Source organism: Stappia sp. ABD4_338, from assembly GCF_056312175.1.
This window is the reverse complement of record NZ_CM149982.1, coordinates 2,983,137-3,003,737: the sequence shown is the minus strand read 5'-3', so window position 1 is coordinate 3,003,737 and position 20,601 is coordinate 2,983,137. Positions and strand designations below refer to the sequence as shown.

The 20,601-nt window shown below is 67.4% G+C and carries 18 protein-coding genes; 7 read left to right on the top strand and 11 right to left on the bottom strand.

Features of this window, described 5'->3' with window-relative positions:
• Positions 1-18: 18 nt before the first annotated feature.
• From ACYX4S_RS13510 to ACYX4S_RS13495, 4 genes are all read right to left on the bottom strand, one after another.
• Entirely contained in the window at positions 19-1,962 is a 1,944-nt protein-coding gene (locus tag ACYX4S_RS13510; RefSeq protein ID WP_476360564.1) for a DUF2207 domain-containing protein, read from the bottom strand.
• 35 nt (positions 1,963-1,997) lie between these two features.
• On the bottom strand, positions 1,998-2,555 hold the full coding sequence (locus ACYX4S_RS13505) for a LemA family protein (RefSeq protein ID WP_422068058.1): 558 nt from the start codon (positions 2,553-2,555) through the stop codon (positions 1,998-2,000).
• Positions 2,556-2,717: 162 nt separating this feature from the next.
• Positions 2,718-3,197, bottom strand: a complete 480-nt coding sequence (locus ACYX4S_RS13500; RefSeq protein ID WP_476360563.1) for a hypothetical protein — start codon at positions 3,195-3,197, stop codon at positions 2,718-2,720.
• A gap of 57 nt (positions 3,198-3,254) precedes the next feature.
• Positions 3,255-3,794, bottom strand: coding sequence for a hypothetical protein (locus tag ACYX4S_RS13495; RefSeq protein WP_476360562.1), 540 nt, complete (start codon positions 3,792-3,794; stop codon positions 3,255-3,257).
• Between the two features lie 279 nt (positions 3,795-4,073).
• On the opposite strand from ACYX4S_RS13495, the gene ACYX4S_RS13490 reads away from it, so the two are divergent.
• The gene (locus ACYX4S_RS13490; protein WP_476360561.1) at positions 4,074-4,709 is read left to right on the top strand and encodes a YrbL family protein; all 636 of its coding nucleotides are present in this window, start codon (positions 4,074-4,076) and stop codon (positions 4,707-4,709) included.
• Positions 4,710-4,809: 100 nt separating this feature from the next.
• On the opposite strand, the gene ACYX4S_RS13485 is transcribed toward ACYX4S_RS13490, so the two are convergent.
• Positions 4,810-5,745: a glycine--tRNA ligase subunit alpha gene (locus ACYX4S_RS13485; RefSeq protein ID WP_476362869.1), complete on the bottom strand. Its 936-nt coding sequence runs from the start codon at positions 5,743-5,745 to the stop codon at positions 4,810-4,812.
• Between the two features lie 240 nt (positions 5,746-5,985).
• Between ACYX4S_RS13485 and ACYX4S_RS13480 the strand changes: the two genes are divergently transcribed.
• Positions 5,986-6,399, top strand: coding sequence for a MerR family transcriptional regulator (locus ACYX4S_RS13480; protein ID WP_293719537.1), 414 nt, complete (start codon positions 5,986-5,988; stop codon positions 6,397-6,399).
• Positions 6,400-6,499: 100 nt separating this feature from the next.
• Here ACYX4S_RS13480 and ACYX4S_RS13475 read toward each other — a convergent pair whose 3' ends face one another.
• The 5 genes from ACYX4S_RS13475 to ACYX4S_RS13455 form a co-directional block, all read right to left on the bottom strand.
• On the bottom strand, positions 6,500-7,762 hold the full coding sequence (locus tag ACYX4S_RS13475; protein WP_476360560.1) for an MFS transporter: 1,263 nt from the start codon (positions 7,760-7,762) through the stop codon (positions 6,500-6,502).
• A gap of 293 nt (positions 7,763-8,055) precedes the next feature.
• Positions 8,056-10,578, bottom strand: coding sequence for a mechanosensitive ion channel family protein (locus ACYX4S_RS13470; RefSeq protein ID WP_476360559.1), 2,523 nt, complete (start codon positions 10,576-10,578; stop codon positions 8,056-8,058).
• Between the two features lie 125 nt (positions 10,579-10,703).
• Positions 10,704-11,447, bottom strand: a complete 744-nt coding sequence (locus tag ACYX4S_RS13465) for an anti-sigma factor (protein WP_476360558.1) — start codon at positions 11,445-11,447, stop codon at positions 10,704-10,706.
• The gene (locus ACYX4S_RS13460) at positions 11,444-11,992 is read right to left on the bottom strand and encodes a sigma-70 family RNA polymerase sigma factor (protein WP_476360557.1); all 549 of its coding nucleotides are present in this window, start codon (positions 11,990-11,992) and stop codon (positions 11,444-11,446) included. Before ACYX4S_RS13460 ends, ACYX4S_RS13465 begins: the two co-directional genes overlap by 4 nt.
• Before the next feature lie 222 nt (positions 11,993-12,214).
• A complete protein-coding gene (locus tag ACYX4S_RS13455) occupies positions 12,215-13,006 on the bottom strand; it encodes a DUF4394 domain-containing protein (protein WP_293719746.1) in 792 nt (263 codons plus the stop codon).
• Positions 13,007-13,458: 452 nt separating this feature from the next.
• Between ACYX4S_RS13455 and nadA the strand changes: the two genes are divergently transcribed.
• The 3 genes from nadA to nadC all read left to right on the top strand — a co-directional run bounded on the left by nadA (position 13,459) and on the right by nadC (position 17,272).
• Positions 13,459-14,550: a quinolinate synthase NadA gene (gene nadA / locus ACYX4S_RS13450; protein ID WP_476360556.1), complete on the top strand. Its 1,092-nt coding sequence runs from the start codon at positions 13,459-13,461 to the stop codon at positions 14,548-14,550.
• A 206-nt stretch (positions 14,551-14,756) separates the two neighbouring features.
• Positions 14,757-16,400, top strand: a complete 1,644-nt coding sequence (locus ACYX4S_RS13445) for an L-aspartate oxidase (RefSeq protein WP_476360555.1) — start codon at positions 14,757-14,759, stop codon at positions 16,398-16,400.
• A complete protein-coding gene (gene nadC / locus ACYX4S_RS13440) occupies positions 16,397-17,272 on the top strand; it encodes a carboxylating nicotinate-nucleotide diphosphorylase (protein WP_422068067.1) in 876 nt (291 codons plus the stop codon). The genes ACYX4S_RS13445 and nadC overlap by 4 nt, the downstream gene beginning before the upstream one ends.
• Before the next feature lie 9 nt (positions 17,273-17,281).
• On the opposite strand, the gene ACYX4S_RS13435 is transcribed toward nadC, so the two are convergent.
• Positions 17,282-18,199, bottom strand: coding sequence for a LysR family transcriptional regulator (locus tag ACYX4S_RS13435; RefSeq protein WP_476360554.1), 918 nt, complete (start codon positions 18,197-18,199; stop codon positions 17,282-17,284).
• 89 nt (positions 18,200-18,288) lie between these two features.
• On the opposite strand from ACYX4S_RS13435, the gene ACYX4S_RS13430 reads away from it, so the two are divergent.
• Complete coding sequence (locus ACYX4S_RS13430; protein WP_476360553.1) at positions 18,289-19,455, top strand: CaiB/BaiF CoA transferase family protein; 1,167 nt, start codon at positions 18,289-18,291, stop codon at positions 19,453-19,455.
• Positions 19,452-20,588 carry an acyl-CoA dehydrogenase family protein gene (locus ACYX4S_RS13425; RefSeq protein WP_476360552.1) on the top strand — a complete coding sequence of 379 codons (1,137 nt, stop codon included), beginning with the start codon at positions 19,452-19,454 and terminating at the stop codon, positions 20,586-20,588. Before ACYX4S_RS13430 ends, ACYX4S_RS13425 begins: the two co-directional genes overlap by 4 nt.
• Positions 20,589-20,601: the final 13 nt, after the last annotated feature.

The following is a 20,601-nucleotide window of genomic DNA, read 5'->3' as shown; positions in this document are numbered from 1 at the left end:
AGCCGTGTCCGGCGGGGCCTACCAGCCGCCGCCGCCACCGCCACCGCCGCCACCGCCGGAGAAACCGCCGCCGCCGCTGCTCGAGAACCCGGAGCCGGAGGATTTCGGCGCGGGCAGGGAGCTTGAGAAGCCGTCCGCCATTCCGCCGCCCATCGTGTTCGCGAAGGAGCCGGCGATATCGGACCGGTCGAAATGCGTGCCGTGATAGAAGCCTGGATGATAGCTTGCGGCGATGGCCGCGCCTTCCGCTGTCGCGAGCCAGCTCTGGAAGGCCTCCGACCAGGGCTTCTCGACCTTCAGCGCCACGGCATAGGGCAGCAGCGTTTCGAAATGGGAGGGCGTCATCCTCGGCGCGCCTTCCATGTTCATGCGCTCCTTCTCGGCCACGTCCAGATACATCCTGAGACCCTCGATCTCGTCCAGCGCCTGGCGTCCGAGCGCGGTCGGCGCGCCGAGGATCCAGCCGAAGAACACGTTGACCGAAAGCAGCGTCAGCGCGATCAGCGGCAGGACCGGCGTTTCGCCCAGTTCCGCCATGAGCACCGCCGCGCCGACGATCTGGCCGGCGCCGGTCAGGAGAAAGAACACGAGCGCGATCAGGACCCGGAAGACCACGCCCCTGGACCGCTGTACCGCCTTGCCGAAGTGAACCGAGAAGACGGCCACGGCCATCGAGACGATGAACAGCGGAATCATGGCCGCGATCTGGTTGTCGCTCATGTTTCCGAAGGCGAGCAGGGCGAAGATCGTGACGACGCTCAGCGCGATGCCGGGCACCAGCCAGATCCTGTTGCGCTTGAAGTAGCGTTCCCTGTTCTCGCCTTCGATGGCGCTGCGGAACGCCTTGCCGAGCGACAGGATCGACTTGCCGTTGTCCTTGTTCAGGGTCAGTGGTTCGTCGCGCCTGTTCATCCAGCGGATGATGGCCTTCTCGCCGCGCGGCAGGTCGGAGGTGCCGGTGTGGTCCCCGGTCGGACGCGAGATGGTCAGGTCGTCGTCAAGGTCCGAGAAATCGAGCCGGCGCTTGACGGCGAGGTTCAGGCAGGCGGCGGACAGCGCGCGCCATCCGCCGCTCCCGAACCCCTTGTCCGCCACATAGGCGCAAAGGGCGGGGGAAAGGTCTTCGGGCGCTTCGAAACGTGGGAAGATGACCCCCGGGCGCGGATCTCGCCCGACCGTCCACCATGCGAAGACATAGTAGACGATGACCAGCACCAGGCCGATTCCGGACAGGATCTCCACCCGATGGTCCGCGAAGAACCAGGATATCTGCTGGTCCGCGCTCGGCTGTGAAATCGTCCCTGGCGGCATCGAGACGGCGACGCTCAGTCCTTCTTTGGGGCGCAGGGGGCGTGTCGCGGTGAAGGAAATGCGTCGTCCACCGTCCTGCGTGACGATGCGCACGTCCTTGCCCGTGTCACCGTAGTAGCCCGTGAAAGCGTTGCTTTCGAGCGCGCGAACGCCCTTGGGCAGCACGACCCGCGCGCTCGCGGCATCGATGGGGAAGGCCCATTCGTTACCGGTCGCGTTCCAGAAGACCTCGTCATGGTCGTCGAAGAAACGAACCTGCCGGTTCGTCTCGTAGGTGATCGTGTAGGTGTAGGCTCCATCGCGCAGGAAGACGTTCTCGTCGCCGATGTAGATGCGCACCCCGTCGTGACCGGAATCGACGGAGTAGGGCTCGGCCTTGCCGCTGCGCTCGACGGAAACCAGGTGAAAACCGGCACGCACCGTCGTCCCGTCCGCCTGTTCGATCCGCAGCGGGATGTCGCGGAAGATGCCCCGCCGGATCTGCTTGCCCTCGGCCCTGACGCGGATGGTCTCCGTCACGGTGAGCGTGCCGTCGCGCGCGACCTGCACATGACTGTCGAAGGAGAGGATCCGCTCCTCCGCCTGCGCGGAGAGGCTTGCCGCAAGCATCAACGCGAGCGACAGGACAAGACGGACGAGACGAAAGAGCATTCTGCTGCGTTCCTGGCAGTGTGGCCGGCGGCGGTTCAGAACGAGACCTGGGGAACGGACCGGTCGGCGGGATCCTCGATCTCGAAATAGGGCTCGACGTCGAAACCGAAGCGTTCGGCGACCAGATTGGCCGGGAAGCTTTCCACCTGCGTGTTGAGCTGCCGGACGGCACCGTTGTAGTAGCGGCGTGACATCTGCAGAGCGTCCTCGGTCTTGTCGAGGGCTGCCTGCAGGTCGCGGAAACCGTCGTTGGCCTTGAGGTCGGGATAGGCCTCCGCCACGGCAAAGAGGCGGCCGAGCGCCTGGGAAAGCATGCCTTCCGCCTGTGCGCGTCCGGCCACGTCGTCACGCGCCACACCGGCCGCGCGGGATCGCATTTCAGTAACGCGGTCAAGAGCTTCGCGCTCGTGGGTGGCGTAGCCTTTCACGGTCTCGACCAGGTTGGGAATGAGATCGGAGCGGCGCTTGAGCTGCACGTCGATACCGCTCCAGCCCTCGCGCACCATCTGCCGCTTTCGCACCAGGTCATTGTAGAGGTAGACGAGATAGACACCGATCAGAACGATCAGGCCGAGTACGATCCATGTAGCCATCCGGCGAAATCCCCTTGCGTGCGCGACTTGCGCGAGAACGCTACTGCAAGCACGCCGCAGTGAAAACCGGAACAGGCAAAGGGGATGTGACACAGGTCACCGGCACGGCGAAACCCGTGCCGAGAGGCGTGATCGTACGCGCGGCGCGGTGCCGGCTCGTCCTCAGCGATACATGAAGAGCAATTCCTGTTGCGGATTGCGACGCCACACCGTTGGGTCCGAGGTGGCGCCGAAATAGTCGGTGAAATAGCCCTTGTGGATCCAGCCGCAGGACTTCCAATTCGGCGCCCGCACACACATGAAGCCGGAGAACCCGCCCTTGTCGTCGACATGCACCGTGCCGCCCGGCAGCGGACGGCAGTTCACGTCGACGGGCTGGCCCTTCTTCGTGCTGGCCTTGGCGGAGCGGGCCGCCGCCCGCTTGTCCTGCCGGTTGGGGTTGTTCTTGCTGACGCGCCCTAGGAACTCGAGATTGTAGGCGTGGGAGCGGCTCTGCAGTGTCTTGACGAGCGTTTCCCACTCGGCCTTGCTCGCGCAGGCGGAAAGCGGGGTGATCCCGGCCTTTGTCTTGGCCTGAACCGGCGTGACGAGCATTGCGGAAGCGACAAGGCCGACGAGACAAAGGAAGCGGTGAGGTATCAAGGAACGATCTCCTGCGGGTTTTGAGGCAAACGTTAAAAATCAAAATTTTCCCGAGCTTTACGGGCGCCAGGTCTTGCGGTCACGGGACGGCCGATACCGCGAAAGCGCGGTCACATGCGTCCACTGGCAAGCGGACCAGCCTTTGGCGCGCACGCAGAGCATCTTCTTGTCGTAACGCCACGTTTCCTCGACGACGAGCGTCGTACGCGGCAGCGGCTGGCACTTTACGTTGAGCGGATAGCCGAACTTCGAGCGGCGATGGATCCTCTCCATCTCTTCACGGTCGGCCTGGATCCTCTTGAACTGCCGTTTTGTCAGCCGCTCGCGCTCCCGCTTCGGCAGGCTCATGTCGATCGGGTATTTCCTGTTCCGCACGACTTCGCCCAGATGCGCCATGGCGCGTTTGTTAATTGCGCTGACAAGGCGCTGGTAGTGTCGCGCGGAAGCGCAGGCGGATCGTCGCGTCAGGCCCTCGACAGGCTGCTTGTAGAGCGAGGGGCCAAAGTCGTTGGCCGCCGCCGCGGGAAGGCTTGAAACAGCAAGAAAACCAATGATTTGAATGCCCACGCTCAGCAGGCGGAAAACCCTTGTCGGCATGGTCGCTCCAACCCGGAAACAAGATCAACCAAGGGTAGCTTGCGGGCTATCTGATTTCAACTTGTCACAAGGCCGGGGAATGCCCGACGCAACCGGCTTCGGTCTCCAGGAAGACCGCGCCGCTGACGACGTTTCCAACAGGCGAGAGCCCCCCTTTGACGGAAAACTGTCCTCTTTCGCTCATATTATGATTGACGATTACGAATAATCATCATTAAACATGTGTCATGTCACGCTCGCCATTCCGCTCCTTCCGGAGCGTCTGAAAAAGTTAGTGAAATGATAGAGTTGAAGGGTGTGGAGCCATTCTCCTCAGGCTCCTTTCGCGACTGCTTCGTCCATCCGGACGATCCCTCCCGCTGCATCAAGGTGGTTCATTTGCGATCCGGAGCGAGCCGGATCGGGCGGGTCGAGCGTCTGCTGGGGCGGAGGATGGTTGACGCGAACCTGCGTGAGTTCCGCGAGTACCGGCGGCTTGCCGCGAACCGTGTTTCTCTGGAACGCTACTTTCCGAGGCTTCACGGACCGGTGGCGACCGATCTTGGGCGGGGGCTGTGTTTCGACCGCCTTGTGGGGATCGACGGCCGGCCTCCGCTGGCGCTTGCCACCATTCTTCAGGGAGAGGGGCCGGAGGACCTCGACGCGGAATTCGTGTTCCGGGAAGTCATGGATTTCGCGGGCTTTTGCCGGCGCCATGCGATCCTGGCCTCGTGCGACGAGATCGGAAACATCGGTTTCCTGCGCGAGGACGAGGGGTTCAGGCTGGTTGCCTATGATCTCAAGTATCGCGTGAACAAGGAACTTCTCCCCCTGTCCACGCTGTTCGAGGGCTTTCGCCGGCGCAAGGTCGAACGGCGCTTCGCGCGATTGTTTCGCTTCATCGCCGAGACGCCCGGCATGCCTTGCAGGACATAGGAGCGGGCTGGGAAAGGCCCGCCCGTCGCGCCGTGGCAGGCGCTGCGATCCCCGCCGCCCGGCGGGGATCGAGGCTTGGCGTGCGTTCGCCGGGCTCGGGCTACCGTGCGGGTTCGTACCCGACGCCGCCGGCCTCGGTTTCCAGGAAGGCCGCGCCGCAGGCCTTGGCCAGTTCACGCACCCGCAGGATGTAGCTCTGCCGCTCGGTGACGGAGATCACGCCGCGCGCGTCCAGCAGGTTGAAGCAGTGCGAGGCCTTGATGCACTGGTCGTAGGCCGGCAGCACCATCTGGTGCACGGCCGCGCCGCTTGCCTCGCGCGCCGCCGCGCCGGCCGTCAGCAGCCGGCGGCACTCGTCCTCGGCATCCTTGAAGTGGCGGAACAGCATCTCGGTGTCGGCATGTTCGAAGTTGTGCCGCGAGTACTCCTGCTCGGCCTGCAGGAACACGTCACCGTAGCTGATCTTTTCCGCGCCCTCGCGGCCGTTGTAGTTCAGGTCGTAGACGTTATCGACGCCCTGGATATACATCGCCAGACGCTCGAGCCCGTAGGTGAGCTCGCCGGACACCGGCGTGCATTCGAAGCCCGCGACCTGCTGGAAATAGGTGAACTGCGACACCTCCATGCCGTCGCACCAGCACTCCCAGCCAAGCCCCCAGGCGCCCAGCGTCGGGCTTTCCCAGTCGTCTTCCACGAAGCGGATGTCATGCAGGGCCGGGTCGAGACCGATGGCCTTGAGACTGGCGAGATAGAGCTCCTGAAGGTTCTCGGGTGAGGGCTTCAGGATGGCCTGGAACTGGTAGTAGTGCTGGAGCCGGTTGGGGTTTTCCCCGTAGCGACCGTCGGCGGGACGGCGCGAGGGCTGCACGTAGGCCGCCTTCCACGGACGCGGTCCCAGCGAGCGAAGCGTGGTGGCCGGGTGAAACGTGCCGGCGCCGACTTCCATGTCGTAGGGCTGCAGGACGACGCAGCCCTTGTCCGCCCAGAAGCGCTGCAGCGTCAGGATCAGGCCCTGGAAGGAATTCTCGGGTCGCATGTGCGCTGGCACCGCTTCGCTCGTCATTTCGCTAGTCCTCGGGTTGGGCGGGAACGCGGCCGTGCGCAGGGCGCGGGCCGGCGCCGCGCGACTGGTGCCATCATCGCTCAATCACGTCAAGGCGCGGGGAGATTGCATTCGCCCCTCGCGGCCCTAATGTCTGTGGCGTTCGGGCGCCGGATGTCCCCGTGGCCCGTGGGGGACAGGCGGGGGCCGGAAGGACACGGGAAAGGGCAGGCGATGTATTCGATCGGGGCGCTGGCGCGCGAGACCGGGGTGAAGGTCCCCACCATCCGCTACTACGAGCAGCAGGGGCTGATCGCCGAGCCGCCGCGCTCGGAGGGAAACCAGCGCCGCTATCCGCCGGAGACCCTGGGCCGGCTCGCCTTTATCCGCCATGCCCGCGACCTCGGCCTGTCGCTGGAGGCGATCCGCGAACTCCTGCATCTGAGCGAAAACCCGTCCATGCCCTGCACCGAGGCGCATGTGATCGCCCGCGCCCATCTTGGAGATATCCGCGCCCGCATCCGCCGCCTGCAGACGCTGGAAGGCGAGCTTGAACGCATCGTCTCGTCCTGTCATGGCGAGACGGTGGGGGCGTGCCACGTCATCCAGGCGCTGGCCGACCACGGGCTGTGCGAGAGTGAGCACTGAGCCCCGGCCGGAATCAATTTCGGGCGAGTTTCGACAAGAAAGTTCGAAAAATTGACGTGTGCGATTGTCGAATTGACGTGACCGCGCGCGCCTTCGGGGGCTATTCGGCCGGGCCCGCGAGAAGCCGCTCGACGGGCGCCTCGCGGATCGGGAGATGGACGATCGCGGCGAACAGGCCGAGCGCAATCCCCATGTACCAGATCATGTCGTAGGAGCCGGTCTGGTCGTAGAGCCGCCCGCCCAGCCACACGCCGAGGAAGGCGCCGATCTGGTGGGAGAAGAAGACGAAGCCGAACAGGGTCGCCATGTAGCGCGGCCCGAACATCACGGCGATCAGTCCGGACGTCGGCGGCACCGTGGACAGCCACAGGAAGCCCATGACGCCGGCGAAGGCCAGCACCGTGAACGGGGTGGCCGGCACCATCAGGAAGACGGCAATGGCGATGGCGCGGCCGAGATAGATCGCCGACAGCAGCCAGGGCTTCGAGAAGCGTCCGCCGATGTAGCCGGAGGCAAGCGCGCCGAACACGTTGCAGAAGCCGATCAGCGCGATGGCGATGGCGCCCCAGCTCGCGTCGAGGCCAAGGTCGACGATATAGGGCGGCAGGTGGACGGTGATGAAGGCGACGTGGAAGCCGCAGACGAAGAAGCCGAAGGTGAGAAGCACGAAGCCGCGCGTACCGAAGGCTTCCGCCATGGCCTGGCGCAGCGACTGGTCGGCACCGCTTCCCGGCGCGCCGGGCACATGCACCGAACGCCCCCGCAGCGCGATGCCCAGGAAGGGCACAAGCATGGTGAGGGCGGCGAGAATATAGAGCGCCTGCTGCCAGCCGAAGCCGTCGATCAGGCCCTGTCCGAGCGGGGCGAACAGGAACTGGCCGAAGGAGCCCGCCGCCGTGCCGATGCCGAAGGCGAGAGAGCGCTTCGCCGGGGTGACGGAGCGGCCGAAGGCCGCCAGCACCAGCGAGAAGGAGCAGAAGGCGACGCCCAGCCCGATCATGACGCCGGCGGAAAGATAGAGCAGGCCCGGTGACTCGACCTGCGCCATCATGACCAGGCCGGCGGTGTAGACCAGGGCGCCGATGGCGATGGTGCGCGCCGTGCCGTAGCGGTCGGCGATCATGCCGGCGACCGGCTGGCCGGCGCCCCACATGAGGTTCTGGATGGCGAGCGCCAGCGAGAAGATCTCCCGCGACCAGTCCCGCGCCTCGGTCATGGGGGTGAGGAACAGGCCCAGCGCCGAGCGCGGTCCGAAACCGATCATGGCGACCAGACAGCCGCAGGCGATGATGAGCGCGACGTTGGGGCGGTCGGCGAAACCGGGCGCGCCGGGCGGCGCGGAAGCGGGCGTGGAACGGGACATGACGACGATCCTGTCGGGGCGCCGGAGTGTCGAACGCGGGGCATCCGGGCCGGGCCGGATCACCGTCGCCGTCGCACGTCCGGCCTGTGGTGAGAGCGTTCCGCCCTCGCGGCCAGGGCGCGCATGGCCCGGCGCACGGGAGGAACCGTTGCGCCGATCATGCGGGAAATCCCGGATGCGGGAAAGCGAAAGGTTCTGATCGGACGCATTCGCCCCGCACATGAGTGGGGAAGGCACTGTCAGGTGGAGCAATGGCGCGGGCGCCCCGGTTTGGAGACGCCATTATCGGCCTACTAGCTCCTGAAGGGCCAGAAAAGGCTTCGCCGGGTCGCGGCGCGGGGCGTCTCGACGGCATGGGGCGGATGCTCGCTCTCGCGCTTCGCGCCTTCGGGCGGATAGGGCAGTGCGTTCTCTATACCCGCGATGTCCTCGGCGGTCAGGTGCGGGAAGGGAAGCCGCCCTTCCTTGCGCCAGGTCTCGACCTCCTCGCCGATCTCGCCGGCCTTTTGCGCGTCCACGCCGCTGTCGCGACCCAGATAGAGCGTCTGCGCGGGCCAGGCGAAGTTCGTGCCGGAGGCGGAAATGATGCCCATGATGCGCAGGAACAGGTCTTCCTGGATTGCCAGGAACTCGGACCATTCGATGGCGCGGACATAGGCGAAGATCTCGACCTCGAGCCGGTTCTGCTCGACGCCGGTGAAGCGCACCCGTGCCGGATCGGCGGTAACCTTCGGGTGGCCGACCAGCAGCTTGCGGATTTCCGTCAGCACGAAGCGAAGCTGGTCGGGCGTCGTCTCGGGACGCAGCGCGAAGGTCCGCCGCATGAGGATGCTGTCGCGCCTGGTGTAGTTTTCCAGATGCAGGCCGACGAAGTTCGCGTTGGGGATCGCGACCAGCGTGCGGTCGATGGTGCGGATCGTGGTGGCGCGCAGGCCGATGTGCTCCACCGTGCCGATGCGCCCGTCGAAACGGCCGAGCTCCCCGACATCGACGGGACGATCGGCGAAGAGGATGAAGCCGGCAATGACGTTCTCGAGCATCGAGCGGGCGGCGAGCGCGATGGCCAGGCCGCCCATGCCCAGCCCGGCGAGCGCCGCGCCATAGGGAATGCGCAGGGCCTCGGCGAACAGCAGGATGTTGGCGCAGATGATCAGCACCTTGGTCACGCCGACCAGCAGAGAGGCGAGAATGTCGCCGCGCGGCGTGATCAGTCCGGCGGTGTCGAAGGTCCCGCGGATCCGGTCGATGATGTGGAACTCGACCGGGATCGCGCCGGTGATCATGGTCAGAACCGCAAGGGTCTTGACCACGCCCGCGAACTCCGAGGGCAGGCCGAGGATCGCGAAGCCGGCGTAGCTGATGGCGCCGAAGGCGAACAGGCGGATGCCCCAGACATAGCCGGGCGAGGCCGACCGGTCGGGCTGGCGGTTGAGGAGCCCGCGCAGGCCCAGCACCGCGCGTCCGACGACGAAGCTTGCCAGCGCCGCGCACCCGAACAGGACGGCGAGCCCGAACCATTGCCAGATCTCAAGCGGACCGGCCGAACGCAGCCCGGACGGGGCAAGGCTGGCGATCTGAGCGCGAATGCGGAAATAGGGGGCCTTCGAATGGGTGTCGTAGGGAAGGATGCGCACGGCCGGCGGCAGGTTTTCCGTTGCGGCGTAGAGCGAGCGGATCGAGCGCAGGGTTTCCGGCGTGAACTTCCATCGTGGCCCCTCCGGGGTGTCCGTCGGCGCGAGCACGATGTCGCCGGCGGGGTGCATGAAGTAGACGAAGGGTTCACGCGCGTTCGGATCGTTGGGGATCTCCTGGTAGATCACCTCGCCGATGCGCGCCAGCACCTCGTTGAGATACTCGGCCGCCAGAACCGCCTCGCGGTCACGCACCACGACCGGCATCTCCGAAAGGTCCAGCGCCCCCAGGGCGGTGTTCTGCATGACCGGCCCGGCACGCATGGCATCGAGGAAGACCTCCATGGTGGCGCGCGGCGTGTCCATCGCCAGATAGCCTCTGCGCGGCGCCGTCCGCTTCTCCGTTTCCGACAGGATGTCATGAAGGGTCTTGCGCACGATGTCGGGGGAGGGCGGCACCATGAACCATTCGCCGGCCAGCCGCCGGAACTCGAGTGGCAGGGCCCTGCCGTCGTAGCGGGTGAGAACGAGGGTGGCCGTGTCACCGGCGGGCGGCGCGGTCTCGAAGACATCCGGATCGACCGTGTACTGGTTCAGGAGCAGGGCAAGGGGACCGAGTTCGCGGGCGTGGTTCGCCTCGTCTCCCTGCGGGAAGGCGAGCAGCGAGATCAGGTCGTCCTGATACTCAAGCCGCCCGGTTTCGACCGCCTCAGCGGCGACGAGGAACGTGCGCAGCGTTTCCGCCGGTGTCGACTGGAGCGGCTTCAGGTTGCGCTCGTTGTCGGGCAGGATGCGCGATCCGGTCCACCACTGGTTCTTGCCGAAGCGGCCGATGAAGCTGCGGCCGTCCTCGGAAAGGATGAACTCGAAGCTTCCCTCCCCCTTGGGGGCGGACCATGTGCCGATCAGCCGACGCCCGTCGACGGTGCCCTGCAGGCGGCCGCGATAGGCCGGATAGCGTCCCGTGACCTTGCCATCGTCCTGCCGCAGGTAGACCCGGGCACCGCCGCCGAGCCAGCGTGAATCCCACGTTCCGCTCCAGTCGGGCGCGGTGGCCGCCCGGACGGGGGCAAGGCCGAGGCCTGCCGCCACAAGCCCCGTGACCAGCACGAGAAGGAACCGCAGGCTTCGGCCGCGCGGGAACAGGGTTCCGCGACCAATGGCCTTGAGGGCGAAAGAAATCATGGCCGGTCAGCCCGCTCCGTCTGCAAGGGAAGTGTTGTCCTTGAGATTCAAGCGTATTCGGCCCGGACGGGTGCGTCCAGTCTGGGAGGGCGCGGACCCGCCCGTTCGCGGGGACACACCCGGCCTCAGATCGGCTGCCGTGCCAGGCCCTTGCCGTGGATCGGCCCGGTGGGAAGGTCGGTCGGCGAGCCGCCCGGAGGCTCGAAGGTGATCTCGTAGAGCTGGTCCGGGCGCGGCGGCGGCAGCCCGTCCACCTTGAACCGGGCCCCCTTTTGCGCCTCGAGCAGGCCGAGCGAGACGGGCGGCCCGTCGTCGGCGGGCTTGGTCCAGACCTGCATCACCCTGTCGTCGGGCACGCGCGTGCGGCCGAGCAGCGTGATCCACGTGGTGTTGTCGCTGGCGCCCTCCACCAGGGCCACCGGCTGGTTGGAGGCATCCAGCAGAACGGCCACCACGACCGGCTGCGGGGCTGTGAGAAGAGACCAGACGAGCGCGATCGCCAGCATCAGGGAGGCGGCGAGACCGCCAAGCGCGGTGGCACGCCAGCGGCGCCCGGCGCCGGGAAGGCGCGCATCCGGCGGTGTCAGCGGCACCACGTTGGTCGGGTCCTCCTCGTGGAGGCCCGTGTCGCCACCGGGATTTTCGCGGTCGTCGTCGAGGCGTTCGCTGACGCGCTCCCACAGGTGTGCCGGAAGCGGGATCTCGTCCGCCGTGGCGTCCAGTTCGCCATAGCGCTCGCGCGCCATGGCCAGACGCGCGGCCACCTGCGGATCGCGCCGCGCCAGTGCCTCGATCTCCGCATGTTCGGCCGCATCGGCCAGGCCGATGACCACCTCGTCGATACGCTCCTCGAGCGTGCGCGCGCTCATGACAGGCACTCGCGAAGCTGGGCGAGCCCCCGGCGGACCCATGCCTTCACCGATCCGAGCGGTGCCTTCATCCGCCCGGAAATCTCGCCGTGGCTGTAGCCCAGCACGTAGGAGGAGAGGATCGCCATGCGCCTGCTCGGTTCAAGCGCGCCGAGGCATCGGCGCAGGTCGCTGTCCATGTCGAGGCGCGAATAGGCGGCATCGAGAACCAGGTCGTCCGGGTTCTCCTCGCTGTCGGGGGTATGGCCGGGCTCGACGAGCCCGCGATCCGCGTCGCGCAGCAGTGTCAGGCAGCGGTTGCGCAGGATCGTGTAGACCCAGCCGCGCGCGCTGCCGCGTGCGGGGTCGAACTGGGCCGCCTTGCGCCAGATCGCGACGAAACTGTCCTGAACCGCATCCTCGGCAAGGTCCTGCCGGCGCAACATGCGCCGCGCGACACCGAGCATCCGCGCGCCCTCGAGGTCCATCAGGCGCCTGAGGCTGGCGCGGTCTCCGGCGGCACAGGCATGCAGAAGGGCACCGTGGTCGTTCTGGCTTGCGCTCATCTTGCTCCCGGGCGGACCGTTCGGGCCGGTCTTTGGATCACGTTGGACGGATGGTGGCGCGAGAGGGCGCGCGAGGCAAGCAAATCCCGGCGGGCGCAACGTTTTTCCTCCTCCCGCACCCGTCTCCGCACGGAGCCTTGGCGGCTTCTTGACCAGCGCGGAGACGGGGCCGGGGGGATGGGGACCCCCGGAGCCGGAGCGGCCCCGAAGGTGCGCGGCGGATTACTCCGCGGTCATCACGGTGATGTCGCGGACCTTCACGCCGTCGGCGCCCTTCAGCGGCCAGCTTCCGGTAACCTTGCCGGTCTCCAGCGAGACCGTATGGACCATCGGACCGGAGACGAGCCACGCGGTGTTGTTGCCCTCAGCGTCCGTGGCGATGTCGAAGGCGTAGACGTCGCTGCCCTCGATGCCGAGCTTTCCGACCGCCGCCAGCGTGCCGTCATTGGGCGAGGTCTGGCGGATCAGCGCGACGATGGTGCTGTCGATGTCGTACATCGCGGTCGTCTCGGGCTTGCCGTGGGAGTTGGTATAGGCGGCGGCGACAATGGCCGGGGCCTCGCCCGCGTGCATGTCCTTGCTCTCGAAGGCGAGGCTGCCGTCGACCGTCACCTTGCCGCTCTCGATGTCCACGCGGTGGTTGGTGGTGCCGGACATGAAGCGCAGCTTGTTGGCCTTGGGATTGAAGTCGACGATCACCGGCGCGCCGTCGGCCACCGGAAGCTCCTTGTCCATGGTGGAGATCTTCGTGGCCATGCCGGTTTCGGGATCGATCTCGACAATGTCGAAGGTGGCGCTCACGCCGATGAGCTGGCCGGTGGCCGGGCGCAGGTCGATGCCGAGCAGCCGGTCGACCCCCTGAACCTCCATGCTCTTCTCGACGGTGGCCGTGCCGGTATCGACCACATGCAGCATCCGGTCTCCGGTCAGCGCGATGGCCGCCGGCTTGTGGTCGGCGGCCTGGGCCGCGGAGGCAAGGCTCATGAGGGCGGTCGAGGCAAGTACGAACGTCATCCTGGTCACTAGATGCACTCCCTTTGGGTCCTTGTGGCCGCGGCCTGTCCGCGGTTCCAATGTCCTCACGACTCCGGGGGAGGCCGTTTGGATGCAGGGGAGGCGAATTTTTTTGAAAAAATCTGCCGCAGCGTTTCCAAGGCGGCGGGATGGCGTTCGGGCCCGACATTTGCTCACTCGCTGCAAAAGTCGTTGGCAAGCCGGGAGGGCACGCCTATATATGGGGCAAAGGGAAGTCGCGTCGGCTAGGGCCGCGTTTTTTAAAACGCAATTTATGCTCAAATTGAGTATAAGAACTCCGACACGATGCGGCCACAGCCCCCGGGCAGGTAAAGGCGGTGCGAACCGTTGGCGCCGTCCCGACACGACAAGGACAGGACGGACGCCGCTCCGCCCGGAGGAAAGACGACGCGGGGCGCTGACCCGCTCCGCACAGGCCAAGGGAGGTCGCCATGTCGACCATCGCGCTTGCTAAGGATATGGACAGGGACACGGCCGTCGCGGGCGGCGGGGACGCGGGAACGCGCCGTTACGCGCGCCTGCCGCGCCCGGACCTGACCTTCACCGACGAAGTGCGCGAGGCCACCGCGCCCGTGTACGAGAAGGTCAAGCATCTCATCCCGGAGATCGAGTGGCCGCTTCTGGCCCCGGTGATCCATGCGATCAACACGCTCAAGGTCGAGCGCAACGCGGTGATCCTGGCGCACAACTACATGACGCCCGAGATCTTCCACGGCGTGTCCGACATCGTCGGCGACAGCCTGGCGCTCGCCAAGGAGGCGGCGAAGTCCGAGGCGGACGTGATCATCCAGTGCGGCGTGCACTTCATGGCCGAGACCGCCAAGATCCTCAATCCGGAGAAGACGGTCCTCATCCCGGACATGAACGCGGGCTGCTCGCTGGCCGAGTCCATCACCGCGGCCGACGTGCGCGGCCTGCGCGAGAAGCACCCGGGCGTGCCGATCGTCACCTATGTGAACACCTCCGCCGACGTGAAGGCCGAGTGCGACATCTGCTGCACCTCCGCCAACGCGGTGCAGGTGGTGGAAAGCCTCAACGCGCCGCGCGTGCTGCTGATCCCGGACCAGTTCCTGGCCGCCAACGTGGCACGCCAGACCGACGTCGAGATCCTCACCTGGGCCGGGGCCTGCGAGGTGCACGAGCGCTTCACCGCCGACGAGCTGCGCGAGTATCGCGACATCGTTCCGGGCGTGAAGATCGTCGCGCATCCCGAGTGCCCGCCGGAAGTGGTCGACGAGGCCGACTTCACCGGCTCGACCACGGGCATGATCGACTGGGTGAAGGAGCACCGGCCGGAGAAGGTCATGCTCGTGACCGAGTGCTCCATGGCCGACAACATCGCCTCCGCGACGCCGGGCGTCGACTATGTGCGGCCGTGCAACCTGTGCCCGCACATGAAGCGGATCACGCTGACCAAGATCCTCGACTCCCTGCTGGAGATGAAGGACGAGGTCACCGTGGACCCGGCGGTGGCGGCGCGCGCGCGCACCTCCGTCGAGCGCATGATCAACCTGAAGAGCTGATCGCGCGGCGCGTCTCCCGCGCCTGGGCGACCAGGAATCGAACGACAAGACGCCGGGCGACGGTCCTCCCGCCGCCGCCCGGATCGACACGACCGGTCCCGCACGATCGCCGATCCAGGATTCTCCCCCGCCCCTGAGGCGCGTGCCCTGACGTCCGGCCGGATATCCTTCAAAGCCGCCACCTGCGGCCATTCCGGACACATGACATGACTTCCAGCCATTCCGCGACGAGCCACATCGACGATGTCGTCATCCTTGGCGGCGGGCTCACGGGCCTGTTCTGCGCGCTCAAGCTCGCGCCGCGCCCGGTCACGATCCTGTCCGCCTCGCCGATCGGCGAGGGGGCGTCCTCCGCGTGGGCGCAAGGGGGCATCGCGGCCGCCGTCTCCGACGAGGACAGCGCCGACGCCCATGCCCGCGACACGATCGCCGTCGGCGGCGGTCTGTGCGAGGAAAACATCGTCCGGCTGATGACCGAGGAGGCGGGCGAGCGGGTGCGCGACCTGCTGGAATACGGCGTGCCCTTCGACATGGACCTGGAAGGCCGGCTCCAGCTTTCGCGCGAGGCCGCGCATTCGGTGAACCGCATCGTGCGCGTGCGCGGCGACATGGCCGGACGCGCCATCATGGACGCGCTGGTCGCGGCCGTGCGCAAGACCTCCTCGATCCGCGTGGTCGAGGGGTATCTCGGCGAGGAACTGCTGGTGGAGGGCAAGCAGGTGGCGGGCGTGCTCGCCCGCCGGCGCGGCGACCGAGACCGCCTTGCCTTTCCCGCCCACGCGGTGGTGCTCGCCTCGGGCGGCATCGGCCATCTCTATGCGGTGACCACCAACCCCGGGGAGGCCAACGGCCAGGGGCTGGCCATGGCCGCGCGGGCCGGCGCGGTGATCGCCGATGCGGAATTCGTGCAGTTCCATCCGACCGCGCTGGATGTGGGCGCGGATCCCGCGCCGCTTGCCTCCGAGGCGCTGCGCGGCGAGGGCGCCATCCTGATCAACGGCGACGGGGTGCGCTTCATGGAGGCGGTCCATCCGCTCAAGGAGCTTGCGCCGCGTGACGTGGTGGCGCGTGCCGTCTTCGCCGAGATCCAGGCCGGGCGCGGTGCCTATCTCGACTGCCTCGAGGCGCTGGGCGCGCGGTTTTCCGAAAAGTTCCCGACCGTTCATGCCGCCTGCATGAAGGCGGGCATCGATCCGGCGGTGCAGCCGATCCCGGTCGCGCCGGCCGAGCACTATCACATGGGCGGCGTGCTGACCGACGCCAACGGGCGCACCTCGCTCGACAACCTCTGGGCCGCAGGAGAGGTTGCCTCCACCGGCGCCCATGGCGCCAACCGGCTCGCGTCCAACTCGCTTCTGGAAACGGTGGTCTTCGCCGCGCGCATCGCCGAGGACATCCAGAACCAGATGCCGAACCCGCGCACGGCCCACTGGCCGGGCATCGACGACACGATCCAGGAGCCGACCCGGCGCAACGAGGTCGAGCGCGAGGCGATCACCGTCCTGCGCGAGGCGATGAGCGCCGGCGTCGGCGTGCTGCGCGATGCAGACGGCCTGCGCGGAACCCTCGCCGTGATCTGCGCGCTTGAAACCCGTTGCCGCCGACGCTCGATCCTCAACATGATGACCGCGGGCAAGATGGTCACCGCCGCCGCCCTGAAGCGCACGGAAAGCCGGGGCGGACACTTCCGCGCCGATTTCCCGCAGGAGGACGCCGGGCAGGAGCATCGCTCCTTCCTGACGCTCGCCGAGGCGGACGAAATCGCCGCCGAAGCCTGCGCCAGCGATGCGGGGCGCAAGGCGTTGGCCGCGCGCCGGCTCGACCAGCCGCTCGAGGGAGAGGACGCATGACCGGAGCCGTGAGCGAAACGCGCCTGCCCGTGCTGCCCGCGCTGATGGTGGAGGACGCCGTGCGCGCGGCCCTGCTGGAAGACTGGGGCCGTGCCGGCGACATCACCGCACAGGCGACGCTCTCGGCCGGACATCGGGCAAGCGCGGTCATCGCGGCGCGCAAGCCCGGCCGGCTCGCCGGTCTCGATCTCGCCGAAGCGGCCTTCCGCCTCAGCGATCCCGAAATCCGGGTCGAGAAGGTCATGGCCGACGGTGCGCGGCTCGCGCCCGGCGACGTCGTGATGCGCCTGGCGGGGCCGGCCCGTGGCCTGCTCTCCGCGGAGCGCGTGGCGCTGAACTATCTCGGCCACCTGTCCGGCATCGCCACGGCGACGGGGCTTTTTGCCGACAAGGCCGCACACACACGGGCGCGGATCGTGTGCACCCGCAAGACCACGCCGGGCCTTCGGGCCTTCGAGAAATACGCCGTGCGCTGCGGCGGTGGAGCCAACCACCGCTTCGGGCTCGATGACGCGATCCTCATCAAGGACAATCACATCGCCGTTTGCGGGGGCGTGGAAAAGGCCATCGCGGCGGCGCGGGACTTTGCCGGGCATCTGGTGAAGGTCGAGGTGGAGGTGGACACGCTCGACCAGCTCCGCGAGGCGCTGCCTGCGCGTCCCGACGTGATCATGCTCGACAACATGGGGCCGGACACCCTGCGCGAGGCGGTCGCGATCGCTGGCGGAAAGGTGCTGCTCGAGGCCTCCGGCGGTGTGGATCTGGACACGGTCACGGCCATCGCGGAAACGGGTGTCGACCTGATCTCGGTCGGCTGGATCACCCATTCCGCGCCGGTGCTGGATCTCGGCCTCGACATCGTGATCGACTGAGCGACACTTTCAGGCCGGTTTCGCAAGGCCCGGGAACATGCCGGTCGCGACCTCCTCGAAGGCCCGCGCGACCCAGGTGCCCGGCAGCCGGGCGGGCCGGGCCAGCGCCACCCGGTGCGCGGGCACCGGATCCTCGAGCGCGAGATGCGCGACCTCGCCGCCGTCATAGGTGGTTCGATAGGGCAGTTCGGTCGCCAGCAGGCCGACGCCGAGACCGCTTGCCACCATGGACCGCAGCATTTCCGTGGAGCCTGTTTCCAGCGCGATGTCGGCGACAAGCCCGCGCGACTGGATGACGGAGAGGAAATAGTCCCGGCTCTGGGGCAGGTTGACCAGGATCAGCGGGTCGGCAAGCAGCGTTTCCAGATCGACCGATCCGCGCGTGGCCAGCGGATGATCGCCCGCGACAAGCGCATAGGGCGGCACATCCACGAGCGGAAGCAGTTCGACGTCGCCGGAGCGTCCGAAATCATAGACCAGTGCCAGGTCGATGCGCCCCGTCTCGAGCCAGTCGTGCAGGGTCTCAAGGTCCGCCTCGTGCAGCCGCAGCCGCACGCCGGGAAGGCGTGCGCGAAACGCGCGGATGAGCGCCGGCACATAGAGCGGCCCGAGCGTTGAAAACACGCCCAGTTCAAGAACCGGCGGGAGGGCGCCGGAGCCGTCGTCGGCGGCGAGCAGCGCGCGCATCTGGGACCGCAGGCTGCGGAACTCGACGAGCTTGCGCCGGCCGAAGGCGGTCGGCGTCATGCCCTGGCCCGCCGCACGGCGAAACAGGGGCTGGCCGAGGGTTTCCTCCAGCCGCGCCACGGCAAGCGAAACGGAGGGCTGGGACACGTTGACGAGCCGCGCGGCCGCCGCCGTGCTGCCGGTCTCCGCGACCGCGATCACGTAGTCGATCTGGCGAAACCCGATAGGTATAGGATCCATTTATTTAGTTTATGAGAAAACAATATTTATGCCTATAGCCAATCGCTTCCTATCCTGAGCCGGAAACCGGGACCGGAAAGGGCGGGACTATGGACGCGGACAAGGCAGGGCGGCCCCTCGAGGGCGTGCGGGTAATCGATTTCAGTCGGGTTCTGGCCGGCCCCTATTGCACGGCGCTGTTCGCCGATCTCGGCGCCGACGTGATCAAGATCGAGAGCCCGCAGGGTGACGACTATCGTCACGTCGGCCCGTTTCGCGACGGAGAAAGCCTGCTGTTCCAGGCGGTCAACAGGGGCAAGCGCTCGCTCGCCCTCGATCTCAAGGACCCCGACGCCGTCAAGGCGGTGCGGGCGCTGTGCAACACGGCGGATCTGGTGGTGGAGAACTTCCGCCCCGGCGTCATGGAGCGTCTCGGGCTCGGGGCGCAAACCCTTCAGGGTGACAATCCGCGTCTCGTCTATCTCAGCCTGTCCGGCTTCGGCCAGAGCGGGCCGAATGTCTCCCGCCCGGCCTATGACATCATCGTGCAGGCCCTGTCCGGCATGATGCATGTGACCGGCGCGCAGGACGGGCCGCCGACCATGATCGGCGAGGCGCTGGGCGACGTCGCCGGCGGGCTGTTTGCCGCGTGGGGGGCGATGGTTGCCCTGTTCGAGCGCGAGCGTACCGGGCGCGGACGTCACGTGGACGTCGCGCTGTTCGACAGCCTTCTGTCCATGATGCCGGTGACGGCGGCGCGTGTGCTCGGCGCGGGCGAGGATCCCGGACGCACCGGCAACCGTCACGCGCTGTCCGCGCCTTTCGGCACCTATCGCGCCGCCAACGGCCATTTCGCGCTGGCGGTTCTCAACGACAGGCTCTTCGCCACGTTCTGCAAGGCCATCGGTCATCCGGACGCAGCACAGGATGCCCGTTTCGCCAGCGACACGCTGCGGCGGCAAAACGAGCCGGCGCTTGCCGGCCTCATCGAGGACTGGGCGGCGGGCCTGACCACCGGCGAAGCGGTGGACCTGCTTGCCGCCTCGGACATTCCGGCGGCCCCCATCGAGACGGCGGCCGAGGCCTGGCGCTCGCCGCAGGCGGAGGAGCGCCGTCTTTCGTCAACGGTCGAGCACCCTGTGCTGGGCGAGCTGCGCGTGCCCTGCCAGCCGGTGCATTTCGCCGGCATGACCCGGGAGGGCGGCACGCCCGCGCCGTCGCTCGACCAGCACCGGGACGAAATTCTTGCCGAACTGCGCGAAGGAGAGACGCGATGATCCCGGAGCTTGCCGATCACGAGATGGCGATCCTGAACGAGATCGAACGGTTTTCCGACAAGGTCCTGCGGCCCGCGGCCGCGGCGATCGACGCGGAAGGCCGGTTCGCGACGGAGCATCTGCCGGCGCTTGGCGGGATGGGCATCATGGGCATGAACCTGCCGGAGGCCCATGGCGGGGTCGCGCTTTCCGGCCCCGCGCTCTATCGCGCGGTGGAGCTTGTGGCCGGGGCCTGCGGCTCGACCGCCTCCATGCTGACGGCGCATTTCCTGGCGACCGACTCGCTCCTGCTCGGCGGCGACGAGGCCCTGCGCGCGCGGTTACTGCCGCAGGCGGCCTCCGGCGCGACGCTCGGGGCCTTCGCCCTCACCGAACCCGAGGCCGGATCGAACCCCGCCGACATGCGCAGTTTTGCCGTGCCAGAGGGAGACGGCTACCGGCTGAAGGGTTCCAAGTGCTTCATTTCCAACGCGGGCGCGGCGGATTTCATCGTCGTCTACGCCAAGACCGACAGGACGGCGGGCGCGCGGGGCGTGAGCGCCTTCGTGATCGAGCCGAAGGCGATGGACGGCGTCGAGATCGGACCGCATGAACGGACCATGGGCCTGCGCGGCGGCCATGTCTTCCCGCTCTCCCTCGACTGTCACGTGCCGGCGGAAAACCGGCTCGGCGCGGAAGGTTCGGGGTTTCGCACGGCGATGAAGGTGCTCGACAACGGGCGTATCGAGGTGGCGGCCCAGGCGACCGGCATTGCGGCGGCGGCCCTGGACGCGGCTGTCGCTTATGCAAAGGAGCGCAAGGTGGGCGGTCACCCGATCGCCGATTTCCAGGGGCTGCAGTGGATGCTCGCCGACATGGCGACCGATCTGGCGGCGGCCCGTGCGCTTGGCTATCAGGCGGCACGCAAGCGGGGCACCGGCGAGCGCTATTCGCGCGAGTCGGCCTTCGCCAAGCTCCACGCCAGCGAAGCCGCATGGCGCATCGCGGACAAGGCGCTGCAGATCCATGGCGGCTATGGCTACACGGCCGATTTCCCGCTGGAGCGCTATCTGCGCGACCTGCGCATCTTCCGCATCTACGAGGGCTCCTCGGAGATCCAGCGCACGATCATCGCCCGCGACCTGCTGGCCTGATGCCCGTCGCCTC